Origin of the sequence: Anaerococcus hydrogenalis, from assembly GCF_002871895.1 — a bacterium.
GTDB classification, from domain to species: domain Bacteria; phylum Bacillota; class Clostridia; order Tissierellales; family Peptoniphilaceae; genus Anaerococcus; species Anaerococcus hydrogenalis.
Map to the genome: position 1 here is coordinate 45786 of NZ_PNHP01000005.1, position 12680 is coordinate 58465.

Genomic DNA, 12680 nt, shown 5'->3' on the forward strand with positions numbered 1-12680 from the left:
CATTAATTTTTTGAAAAACACAATTAATACATAATTAAAATTAATTATCAAAAATATTCTTTATTTTTACTTGAAATTTGTTCTAATATATGTAGAATAATATTTAAGTAGAATAAATTGTAGGAGGCTTAAATGACAAGACACATAGATTTTTTTGAATTCAATAACTCTATATTTTCAATGATTAGAGAGATATCACATAAGATAGATTTACTTTTACAAGAAACAGCTCAAGAATTGGGTGTAACAACCCTACAACTTAAGATGATTATGACCCTTTCAGCATCAAAGGATGCAGTTTCTATAGGAAATCTTGGCAAATCCATAGGTGTAAATGGGGGAAATATTTCTAATATTTGTAAAAAATTAGAAAAACAAGGCTTTGTTGACAGAAACAGGTCTGATGAAGATGAAAGAGTTGTTAATGTAAAATTAACAGATAAAGGATTAGATGCAGCAAGCAAGGTTAGCAAATATTTTGATAAAATCAAACCAGAAGTTGATGAGAAAAATATAAATGCTAATTTGAAAACTATAATAGATGAATTAGGTTCATTAGATAATTTATTAGATGAATATATTGTTAGGAGTGGTTTATAGATGCCATCAATAAAAAAGGGCAAGAGACCTCTAGTCTACTATTGGATAATTGCCATAGTCGCCTTTTTGGTTATCCAACAGATATTACAACCAATTAGGGCAGAAGGAAAACCAAAAGAGATAACATATTCTCAATTTGTTTCCATGATTGATAATGGACAAGTTAGGGAAGTTACAAAGGATGATTACAACTACACTTTCACAGCCGTAGTTGATGGGGATAAGCAAAAATTTATTACAGGTTTGTGGCCAGATACTGACCTTACTGAAAGATTATTAGAAGCTAGTAAAAAACACAAAAATTTAACCTTTACCAAGGAAGTTGAAACAAAAATGAGCCCATGGCTTACACTTTTTGTCACAAGTATACTTCCACTTTTATTCTTGCTTTTAATTTTTTATATGGCAAACAGGTCCCTATCAAAAACCATGGGAGGCCGTGGTGGTGGAGACTTTATGAATTTTGGAAAGTCAAATGCCAAAATTTATATGGAAAACAAAACTGGAAAAACTTTTGCTGATGTTGCAGGCCAAGAAGAGGCAAAGGATAGTTTAAATGAGGTTGTAGATTTTCTTCATGGACCTCAAAAGTATAAGGAAATTGGTGCTGTTTTACCAAAGGGTGTCTTACTTGTAGGCCCTCCAGGAACAGGTAAAACTTTACTTGCAAAAGCAGTTGCAGGTGAGGCTAATGTTCCATTTTTCTCAATTTCAGGTTCTGAATTTGTTGAAATGTTTGTAGGAATGGGGGCAAGCAAGGTTCGTGATCTTTTCAAACAAGCAAAGGAAAAGGCTCCTTGTATAGTATTTATAGATGAGATAGATGCCATTGGTAAAAAACGTGATGTTTCTGGATATTCTGGAAATGATGAACGTGAGCAAACCCTAAACCAATTGTTAAATGAAATGGATGGATTTGATGCGACTGAGGGAGTAGTTTTATTATCTGCAACCAACAGACCTGAAATCCTAGACCCAGCTTTAACAAGACCTGGAAGATTTGACAGAAGAGTTCAAGTAGAACTACCTGATTTAAAGGGTCGTGAAGATATATTAAAAGTTCATGCCAAAAAAATTAAGCGTGAAAATGACATTGACTATGAAGAAATAGCAAAAAGAACTGCAGGAACCTCTGGTGCTGACCTTGCAAATATTGTAAACGAGGGTGCTCTAAGAGCTGTTAGGGAAGGACGTAACAAGCTAACCCAAACAGACCTTGAAGAATCTATAGAAACAGTTATAGCAGGAGCACAAAAGAAAAATGCAGTAATTTCAGATGATCAAAAGAAAATTATAGCTTACCACGAAGTAGGACACGCTTTAGTTGCAGCTATTCAAACACAAAAAACCCCAGTAACAAAGATCACTATAGTTCCAAGAACTGGAGGAGCCTTGGGTTATACAATGACTGTCGATAAGGATGAGAAATTTATAATGACCAAGCAAGAATTGTTTGATGAAATAGTGACCTTGGCAGGTGGAAGAAGTGCAGAAGAGTTAATCTTTAATGCAAAAACCACTGGAGCAAGTAATGATATAGAAAAGGCTACAGCCATAGCTAGAAATATGGTAACAATTTATGGTATGGATGAAGACTTTGACTTTATGCAACTTGAACAAATCCAAGGAAGATACCTTGGTGGTCAAAGGTCTATGATAGTTTCAAATGGAACTGGAGATAAGATTGACCAAAAGGTAGGAAAAATTATCGCTCAAGCTCACATGAGAGCTATAGAAATTCTTAAAGATAATCTTGATAAACTTCATGAAATTTCTGACTTCCTTTTAAAAGAAGAAACAATTACAGGCGAGCAATTTATGAATATATTAAATAAAAAACCTGTGGAAAATGAAGAAGTTAATTCTGATAAAAAATTAGAAGAAAATCATGATAAAAAAGACCAAGATTCTAGTGAAAACTCAACCGATGATTTGAAAAAAGAATTGGAAGATACATTAAAGGAAAATGAACCTGACAATGTAATAGCCCTAGGATCAGAAGAGAAAGATGATAAAGATAAAAAAGAAGATTAGTAAAATTAAAAGCCCCTCGGGGCTTTTTTTTTATAAAAAAAAAAATGGATTTTCACCTGCACATTTAAGCTTTTTGGTAAAAATCCTCTATGTAAATAGCCTCAATTAAGAGACTATACAAAAACAATTTCTCTAGTGTTAACGATAATTGTCTTGCCTTTTCATTGTACTCAATTGTTAGGAAAAATCAAAACTTTTCCTTGAATCTTTAAATTTAGAATAATATAGTATAAATATTGAAAGAAAAAAATTTAAAGGAGTAAATATGAAAAAAAACAAGAGCAAAAGATGGATAGCTGTGGCTATTGCCCTACTTTTGTTTGTGGCATCTACTATTGTATCAAATAGGGGTGAAAAGCAAGCTGAGAAAAAAAGTGAGGAATTGAAAAACCAATATTTTGACCAATTCAATCCTTTTTCTGCAACTGCAAATAAAAAAACTCTTGAAAAGGGAGATAGTAAAAATAAAATAGCTGTTTTATCTTATGAGGGAGCAATTGGGGATGGACAAGTTTATGATGACTTTATGGACCAACTTGACGATGTATATGATGATGATTCTGTTAAGGGGGTTATTATGCAAGTAAATTCTCCAGGTGGAGCTGTTTATAATTCTGAGCAAATTGCCAATAAAATCAAAAAAATCCAAAAGGATAAAAAAATCCCAGTATTTACTGTTATGAAAACAATGGCAGCAAGTGGTGGATATTATATTTCTGCCCCAACTGATAGGATCTACGCCTCAAATGAAACTCTTACAGGTTCAATCGGTGTAATTATGTCATCAACATCCTTCCAAGGTCTCTTCGAAAAATATGGAATTAAACAACAAAATATTACAACAGGAAAAATGAAAGATGCAGGATCTGCTGGAAAAGATATGACAGATGAGCAAAAAAAATATTTCCAAGACCTCATAAATTCTTCCTTTGATAGGTTTGTAAAAATTGTATCTCAAGGTAGGTCTATGAAGGAAGATGAAGTTAGAAAACTTGCTGATGGTAGGGTTTATGATGGGGCCCAAGCCAAAAGCAATGGCCTTGTAGATAAGATTGGTGACTTGGATTTGGCTATAGAAGATATGAAAAAAGATTTCAAATTAAATAATGCTGAAGTCTACCAATATGATAATGACATGGCTTCATTTTCTAGATTTTTCTCCAAAGCAGAAAATCTTTTAAATAAAAATTCTTCATCAGACCTTTCAATCATAAAAGAGCTAATGGAAAAAGATTCCCCACTACCAATGTATTATTATGGAAAATAGGTGATAAAATGGAAAATATGGAAGTAATTGAAAATAATACTTTAAATAATCAAAAAACAATATCCATACCTAAATTTGCCTATGCAGGATTTTTCCTAAGACTTGTAGCCTTTACTATAGATTCAATAGTTGCCTATTCTTTTTCAAATATTATTTTGAAAATTTTTCAAATAAGTCCGGATTTAACCTTTATGAATATAGAATTAAATCCTTTTATAGAAACGGGAATTTGCCTGTTGTACTTTTTCATCCTAACTTATTTGAACAATGGTCAAACTTTAGGAAAAATGGCTGTAGGAATTAGGGTCATATCCCTTAGTGATGAAAAATTATCATTTTTTGATTGCTTGGTTAGGGAAGTTTTTGCAAGATACATTCAAAATTTCATAAAAATTTTGTATTTAATAGTAGGCTTTAGCCCAAACAAACAATCCTTGGCAGATATGCTGGTGGATACTGTAGTAATAAAAGATGATGTGGTAGATTATCTTTTTGAAAATTAAATAAAATATAAGGATATATTTTGATTTTCAAGATATATCTTTTTTTTTGGAAGTTTTTAAAATTTTATTATATTTTTTAAAATTATAAGTATTTTATACTTTTTAAAGGTCAGATCTTGTGGTATGATTGTTAGGTAGAAAATTTGGAGTAAACACAATATATAGTGTATTAGATATAAAAATAACAATATTTAGGGGTGGACATGGAAGTTAAAAAAAGAGATGGAAAAGTTGTTGACTTTGAAAGAGAAAAGATAAATCGTGCAATCTTTAAATCTTTTAGGTCAGTTGATTCTGTAATTAGCGAAGAAAATTTGGATAAAATTTCTTTAAATATAGAAAATACAATCAAGGAAAGATATCCCAAAGACCACGTGGTTACAGTTGAGGAAATTCAAGACTTGGTTGAGCTTGAATTAATTGAAAATAATTATTACAAGGAAGTAAAATCTTATATTCTTTATAGGGCAAAACACAATATGGATAGGAAAGTCTTAACAGATTTTGAATCCTATATAGATGATGACTATACCCTTTCTATTATTAAGGATATTAATGAAGAATATGATAATCAAAGATACCCAATAGAATCCTTGTATTTAAAATTTGAATCATTTACAAAGGCAAATATGACCAAGGAGGCCTTGCTAAACGCCCTTATCAAGGCAGCAAGTGAGCTTACAAGTAAGGAAGCCCCAGATTGGGAATTTATTGCAGCAAGATTTATGATTCATCTTATAAATTTAAAAATTAGCCTTAGCGAAGAAAAATATGAAATTGTTGATTTTAGGTCAAAAATCCAATATCTAACTTCAGTTGGTCTTTATGGAGCATATATTTTAGAATCTTATACTAACAAAGATTTAGAGGAGTTGGGAGCTTATTTAAAAGAAGAAAGAAATAAGCTTTTTACCTATTCAGGTCTTGATTTAGTTGCAAAAAGATATTTAATAAAAACTTTTGAAGGTGAATACATTGAAAGCGTCCAAGAAATGTTTATGGGAATTTCAATGCACCTTGCCATTGGCGAAAAAGATAAGGTATCTTTTGCCAAAAAATTATATGATATCTTATCCCAACTAAAGGCAACCATGGCAACTCCAACCATGACCAATGCAAGAAAGCCCTTCAACCAACTTTCTTCATGTTTTATAGATACAGTTCCTGATACCTTAAAAGGAATCTACCGTTCAATCACAAACTTTGCCCAAGTTTCAAAACACGGTGGTGGAATGGGACTATATTTTGGAAAAGTTAGGGCCCAAGGTTCTGATATTAGGGGCATAAAAAACGTAGCAGGTGGAGTTATAAGGTGGATAAAACTTGCCAATGACACAGCAGTTGCCGTTGACCAATTAGGGGTTAGACAAGGGGCTGTGGCTTGCTATTTGGATATTTGGCACAAGGATATGCCAGAATTTTTATCCTTAAGAACAAATAACGGTGATGACAGGATGAAGGCCCACGATATTTTCCCAGCAGTTTGTGTTCCAAATCTTTTCTGGAAAGAATGTAGGGATAATATTGGTGGAGATTGGTACATGTTTGATCCTCACGAAGTTTTGGTAAAATATGGCAAATCAATCGAAGATACCTATGGGGAAGAATTTGAAGAATTTTACCATAAGCTTGTAAAGGATAAGGAAATTTCAAAAAGAGTAATCGCAATCAAAGATTTGATTAGACTTTTGATAAAATCATGGACAGAAACAGGAACACCTTTTGTATTTAATAGAGATGCAGTAAACAAGGCAAATCCAAACAAGCACAAGGGGATTATCTACTCCTCAAATCTTTGTACAGAAATTGCCCAAAACATGAGCCCATCAGAGACAGTTAACGAAGAGATAAAAACTGTTGACGGGGAAACAGTAATTGTAAATACAACCAAACCTGGAGATTTTGTAGAATGTAATCTCGCAAGCCTAACTCTTGGAAATATTGATGTAAATGACAAAAAAGAACTAGAAGAAGTTGTATCAACAATAGTAAGGGCTCTTGATAATGTAATAGACTTAAATTATTACCCAACTTCATATGCCAAGGTAACTAACAAAAAATATAGGGCAATAGGACTTGGAACAAGTGGTTACCATCATATGCTAGTTAAAAATGACATAAAATGGTCAGAAGAAGACGCCCATCTTGAATTTGTGGACAAGGTTTATGAAGATATAAATTATTTTGCTATCAAGGCATCAAATGAAATAGCCAAAGAAAAAGGATCATATTCTTGTTTTGAAGGAAGTGATTGGGATAATGGAGATTATTTCACACAAAGAGGATATGAAAGCGAAAGATGGGAAAAATTAAAGAAAGACGTTCATGAAAATGGTCTTAGAAACGGATATTTATTGGCAATAGCTCCAACAGGATCAACTTCAATAATTTCAGGAACATCTGCAGGAGTTGACCCAATAATGAACAAATATTTCCTAGAAGAAAAAAAGGGAGCAATAGTACCAAGAGTGGCCCCAGGACTAAACACAAAAACTTTCTGGCTTTACGAAAATGCTTATACAATTGACCAAAATATTTCAATGAGAGCATGTGGTGTAAGACAAAGACACATCGACCAAGCCCAATCAGTAAATGTTTATATAACAACAGAATACACAATGAGACAAATTTTAAATATCTACCTAACAGCATGGGAAGCTGGAGTAAAATCCCTATATTATGTAAGAGGAAAATCTCTAGAAGTTGAAGATTGTGATTCATGTGCGTCATAAATTTATTTTTTAAATAATATAAAATTAATTACTTCGGATTTGGGGGAAGAAAGGGGGAGTTTCGATTCTCCCCTTTTACTACTCTAACTTACTTTTTAAAATTAAAAAAATCTTAAATCAAAATTCAATTTAGAATTAAAACTACGAATAAAGTCCGCGGTATAATTATTGAAATTGTACCACTGGCACAATTTCAATAATTATATCCCCAAGCCCTTACTTTATTAACCCCCTGCAACCGACCGCTGCGCGGGCTAATTTTGCAGGAAGCTTCGCTTCTTTCAATTTAGTATTAGGATTTTATAGAAAAAATTGGGTAAATAAGAATTAGGACTTATTTTAATAAAGGAGATAATATGGAAAAAAAATATAAGGAAGAAGTTTCTAAAAGAGGAATTTTTAATGAAGAAGGGGATATTGACCTTTCTAAAAGAAGAATTATCAATGGAAATACAACAAACCTTAATGACTTTAACAATGTAAAATATACATGGACAAATGATTGGTACCGTCAAGCTATGAACAACTTTTGGATTCCAGAAGAAATTAATTTAAACCAAGATATAAAAGATTATAGAAATTTATCAAAAGCAGAAAAAAAGGCTTATGATAGGATTTTGTCATTTTTAACATACCTTGATTCAATCCAAACAGCAAATTTGCCAAATCTTCAAACCTATATAACAGCAAATGAGATAAATCTTTGTCTTGCTATTCAAACCTACCAAGAGGCAATCCACTCACAATCTTATTCCTACATACTAGATACAATCTGCTCTCCTGATGAGAGAACAAGAATTTTGTATTTGTGGAAGGAAGATGAACATCTTTTAAAAAGAAATAAATTTATTGGCGACCAATACAATGAATTTATAAAAGATGATAGTGAATTTAATTTGATGAGAGTTTTGATTGCAAATTATATACTTGAAGGAATTTATTTCTATTCAGGATTCTCATTTTTCTACAATCTTGGAAGAAATGGAAAAATGCCAGGAACTGTCCAAGAAATAAGATATATTAACAGGGATGAAAACACCCACTTGTGGCTATTTAGGTCAATGATAAATGATCTAAAAGAAGAAAGACCAGACTTATTTACTGACGAATTGAAAGAATTCTACCTATCCTTATTAAAAGAAGGAGTAGAACAAGAAATTGCCTGGGGAAAATATGCCATTGGAGATGAAATCCAAGGATTAAATTCACAAATGATTGAAGATTATATAAAATATTTGGGAAATCTAAGGGCAAAAGGCCTTGGCCTTGGAAAAATTTATGAAGGATATGAAGAAGAACCCCAATCAATGAAATGGGTAAGCGAATATTCAGATCCAAACCAAGTAAAAACAGACTTCTTTGAAGGAAAAGTTTCCGCTTATTCTAAGTCTTCAGTTATTGAGGATGATTTATAAAATATAAAATTTTAAATCGAAACTGACTCTTATAAGTTAGATTAAAAACTAACTTATAAGAGTCATTTTTTTATTTTAAATGCTTATAGAAAGTTAATTGTAAAAGATTTTACACTTTTCAAAAATCTAATAATACTTATTGTTTTTTTTTATACAATTTTGTATAATAAAAAACGATAGTGATAATCGATATCGAGATACCCGTTTTTTTGTAAAGTACTTTATGAAAAGTAATAATTTTAGAAGGGAGAGGATAGAAAAAAATATTAGTTGATTTTGGAAAAAATAACTAGAGCATTAAATGAATAAAATCGATTTATATGAGAATTATTGTATTTATTGATAAATCATTGCTAATACAAAAAATTTAAGAAAAACAAGCATAATATCAAGTTGACTTTTCTTATTTTGTAAAAATGCAGTAAATATAGAAAAGCTATGGTTATTTTCACCAATATCAGACATAAAAATCGAATATTTTAGATGAATTTTTAAAATAAGACTTTGTAGTCAAAATAATATTTAAGATTTTTTATCTTAAAAAATCAAAGGCCTAGGTAACTTTATAACCTAAATATACTTTATAAAGAGGAAAGATGAAAAATACATTTTTAAAAAAAGCCCTGACCTTATTTATCGTAAGCTTGGCATCTGTAGTAATGATAAAGTCGTCAATATTTGCTTTTGAAAAAAATCAAAGGCTCAGTGCAATTAAAGAAAAAAATATTCTACATAGTAAGGTTAGAATTTCAAAAGATTTGAAAGATGGACAATATGAGGCAAGTTCAGAAGGCTATGGTGGTCTTTTGACTGTTAGGATAAGTATTGAAAACGGGAAATTAACTGATATTAAAATAATATCCCACAATGAAACAGAAGAATATTTTAAGAAAGCCCTAGCAGTAATAGATGAAATTTTAAGAAAAGGAAGCGTAAATGTTGATTCGGTTTCAGGAGCAACTATATCATCAAATGCAATAAAAGATGCTGTAGCAAAAGCCCTACAAAAAGCTGGGTCTAAGGAAAAAATAAAAGTAAAAACTAAAAAGAAAGACAGAAAAAAAGTTGAGGGACTGAAAGATGGTGAATATCTTGGCAGTGCAAATGGTTATGGTGGAATCTTAACTGTAAAAGTAACTATAAAAAATGGAAAGATAAGTGCAATAGATGTTATTTCTCAAAATGAAACTCCACAATATTTTAGAAGAGCTTATGCAGTTATAAATCAAATTTTAAGCACAGGAAGTGTAAATGTAGATTCCATTTCAGGAGCTACAGTTTCATCAAATGCACTAAAAATGGCAGTTGCTGATGCAATCCAAAAAGCTGGTTCAAAACAACAAGCCAAGGTGCAAGCAGTAAACAATTCATCAAATGCAAATAATAGGAGAGGTAATCTTGCAGGAAGCGTTACAATAGGAAATGAGGACCTTAAAGATGGAGTATATACAGGATCAGGCCAAGGATACAATGGCCCTATAAATGTAAGAGTTACCATATCAAATGGATTGATAAAAAATATAGAAATCCTATCTTACAGTGATGATAACCCATACTTTAATCGTGCAAGAAGTGTTTTATCAAGAATATTAGGAAAACCAGGAAAAAGTGTAGATACAGTCTCTGGTGCAACCTACTCAAGTAGGGGAATAATTGATGCAGTAAACAATGCAATAGCAAAAGCTGGATCAAAAAATCAAAAAGTAAAACAAACGAAACCTAGTCCTTCAAAGAATAAAAAATCAAATAAAAATCAAAAGACAGGAAAGTCTATAGGAATAGGTAGTAACAATAAGAATCTAAAAGATGGTATCTACGAAGGAATATCAGAAGGTTTCAATGGCCCAATAAAAGTTAGGGTAACCATATCAAAAGGTTCAATAACAAATGTAGAAATCCTATCCCACCAAGAAGATGACACATACTTTGCCAGGGCACAATCTATAATAACAAAAATATTAGGAAAACCAGGAAAGAGTGTAGATACAGTATCTGGTGCAACCTACTCAAGCAGGGGAATAATTGATGCAGTAAACGATGCAGTATCAAAAGCTGGAGGAGAAACAATCCCTTCAATTCCTGATAAAAAACCAGAAGAAAAACCAAATGTAAAACCGGATGAAAATCCTGGTAAAAAACCGGAAGATAAACCAGGTAAAAAACCTGAAGAAAATATAGATGATGCCCTCAAAAAATATTACAACAACCAACCACTCAAAGATGGAGAATATACGGGATGGGGAATAGGTTATATTAATACTAAAAAGACAAAAACATATATAAGAGTTGAAAATGGAGAAATTTCAGAGATAAAAGTAGGATTAAACTCAGAATATGGTGACGATATGGGACCATTTAGAAAAAAAGCAGAAAAAATACTTTCTTTCTTAAAAGGAAAAGAAGCTAGGTTAAATATTGCAAAAATGGGACTTTACAGAGAATATTTTGAAACAATTAGAAATAGCAAAAATCCTAAGGAGAAAGTAGCTGATTTATTTGGAAAAGAATATCTAAATCATTTAAAAGGATTTAGAGGTGATAATTCAGAATCAGACCTAACCTTACTTTCAAGAACTGTAAAATCATATATGTCAAATCGTTATGGTTCAAAAGACTTATTTGATAGTATTTCTGGAGCTACTGTAAGTGCAAGTGGAATTTCAGCAGCAACAAGAGAAGCGGCAGAAAAATCCTCAAATGATTACAAAACAAATACCAATGTAAAAGAAATTTCAATAATTTCACCTAAAAATAAGAATATAGAAGTAAACAAGGGCGAAGGGGTTGATTTTTCTGAGCTTAAAGTAAAAATTACAAAAAAAGATGGAAGTTCAAAAGAATTAGGATGGAAAGATTTCCAAGCTAATGGAATTAGCATAAAAGATTCAGATGGAAAAACAATTGAAAACGGAAATGACCTAAAGAAATATGGCGATACTAGAATTATTAAGGCAAAAGTAGTCCATGAAAAATCACTATCTTATGATGAATTTAGAATACTAGTTGGAAACTATAGTAAAGATTATATAATTGGTTTGGAATATAGTGCTGACGGTAAAAAATGGTACAAGATAGATAAGGTAGATATGGATTATGCAGATAGCCGCAATATAGCAAGCCACCAAACAATTGATGCTCCAAAATCATTTGAATTTGAAAAAGTTAAAATTCGCCTAGTATCAAAGAAAGGTAATCGCTATGAATATGTGACAGACAAATTGCCTGTAAATAGACAAGTCCAATACAAATTACTAGAGGGAGATAATCCAAACCTACCAAAGATTATATATGCAAAATTCGAATTATCTGGAAAAGAATCAGATAAACATTTGGTAGAAGAAAAAGAAAATGGACAAAAAGAAAAAGAAAAACCACAAAGAAAAGAAGAAATAGAAGTAGACCAAAAGGTAATCGATACAAGCCTTATGGAATCAAATGGACAAAAATGGATAGAGGGTCAGCCAATAAGACCAGCCACAGTAACAAGCCTTGATCCAGAAGCAAAAATAGTTGGTGAAATAGAAGGACTACCAAAAGGCTTAACATTTGATGGAAAAACCATAACAGGAACAATAGATCCAATTGACAAAGGATGGCCAGAAGACGGAAGTGGTTTTAAAACAATCAAACTAAAATTCAAGGCAGAAAAAGGCGACAAGCTATTAGTAAGAACAATCGAATATTGGCTATACAGAGATAAAGACAGAGATGGAATTTCTGACGATGACGATATAGACCAAGGTGAAAAATTTACACCACTAAGAGCAAACTCACAAGCAATAATAGTTAATGGCAAAGCCCCAAGCCTAGAAGATTACAAGGCAAAATTCTCAAATATACCAAAAGACGGCTCGGTAGAAGTAAGCTTTAAAAAAGAACCAGACTATAGCAAAGTAAGCGAAAGACCGCAAAGAGTCTACCTACAATTCAAAGCGAAAAATGCAAAAGAAGTAGGTGAAGCATACGTGATGGTAGTGGTGAAAAAAGCCGCTGAAACTGAAAAACCACAAAGAAAAGAAGAGATAGAAGTAGACCAAAAAGTAATAGATACAAGCCTTATGGAATCAAACGGGCAACAATGGATAGAAGGTCAGACAATAAGACCGGCCACAGTAACAAGTCTTGATCC

Annotated in this window: 7 protein-coding genes; all 7 read left to right on the forward strand. The window is 31.9% G+C overall.

The features are described 5' to 3' along the window. Nucleotides 1-132: 132 nt before the first annotated feature. Complete coding sequence (locus CJ192_RS07385) at nucleotides 133-600, forward strand: MarR family winged helix-turn-helix transcriptional regulator (RefSeq protein WP_004816362.1); 468 nt, start codon at nucleotides 133-135, stop codon at nucleotides 598-600. Next, nucleotides 601-2634, forward strand: a complete 2034-nt coding sequence (gene ftsH / locus CJ192_RS07390; protein WP_102198334.1) for an ATP-dependent zinc metalloprotease FtsH — start codon at nucleotides 601-603, stop codon at nucleotides 2632-2634. 265 nt (nucleotides 2635-2899) lie between these two features. Next, entirely contained in the window at nucleotides 2900-3901 is a 1002-nt protein-coding gene (gene sppA / locus CJ192_RS07395; RefSeq protein WP_004816345.1) for a signal peptide peptidase SppA, read from the forward strand. An 8-nt stretch (nucleotides 3902-3909) separates the two neighbouring features. After that, a complete protein-coding gene (locus CJ192_RS07400) occupies nucleotides 3910-4404 on the forward strand; it encodes an RDD family protein (protein WP_004815800.1) in 495 nt (164 codons plus the stop codon). 203 nt (nucleotides 4405-4607) lie between these two features. Further along, nucleotides 4608-7136 carry a ribonucleoside-diphosphate reductase subunit alpha gene (locus tag CJ192_RS07405; protein WP_102198335.1) on the forward strand — a complete coding sequence of 843 codons (2529 nt, stop codon included), beginning with the start codon at nucleotides 4608-4610 and terminating at the stop codon, nucleotides 7134-7136. 356 nt (nucleotides 7137-7492) lie between these two features. Continuing rightward, the gene (locus tag CJ192_RS07410; RefSeq protein ID WP_004815803.1) at nucleotides 7493-8551 is read left to right on the forward strand and encodes a ribonucleotide-diphosphate reductase subunit beta; all 1059 of its coding nucleotides are present in this window, start codon (nucleotides 7493-7495) and stop codon (nucleotides 8549-8551) included. A 596-nt stretch (nucleotides 8552-9147) separates the two neighbouring features. Continuing rightward, nucleotides 9148-12680, forward strand: a 3533-nt coding sequence (locus tag CJ192_RS07415) for an FMN-binding protein (protein WP_102198385.1), incomplete at its 3' end; no start/stop codon positions are given.

Coding starts and splice junctions, on each gene's coding strand:
- ftsH (WP_102198334.1), top strand. CDS start 601: ATGCCATCAATAAAAAAGGGCAAGAGACCTCTAGTCTACTATTGGATA.
- CJ192_RS07400 (WP_004815800.1), top strand. CDS start 3,910: ATGGAAAATATGGAAGTAATTGAAAATAATACTTTAAATAATCAAAAA.
- sppA (WP_004816345.1), top strand. CDS start 2,900: ATGAAAAAAAACAAGAGCAAAAGATGGATAGCTGTGGCTATTGCCCTA.
- CJ192_RS07410 (WP_004815803.1), top strand. CDS start 7,493: ATGGAAAAAAAATATAAGGAAGAAGTTTCTAAAAGAGGAATTTTTAAT.
- CJ192_RS07385 (WP_004816362.1), top strand. CDS start 133: ATGACAAGACACATAGATTTTTTTGAATTCAATAACTCTATATTTTCA.
- CJ192_RS07405 (WP_102198335.1), top strand. CDS start 4,608: ATGGAAGTTAAAAAAAGAGATGGAAAAGTTGTTGACTTTGAAAGAGAA.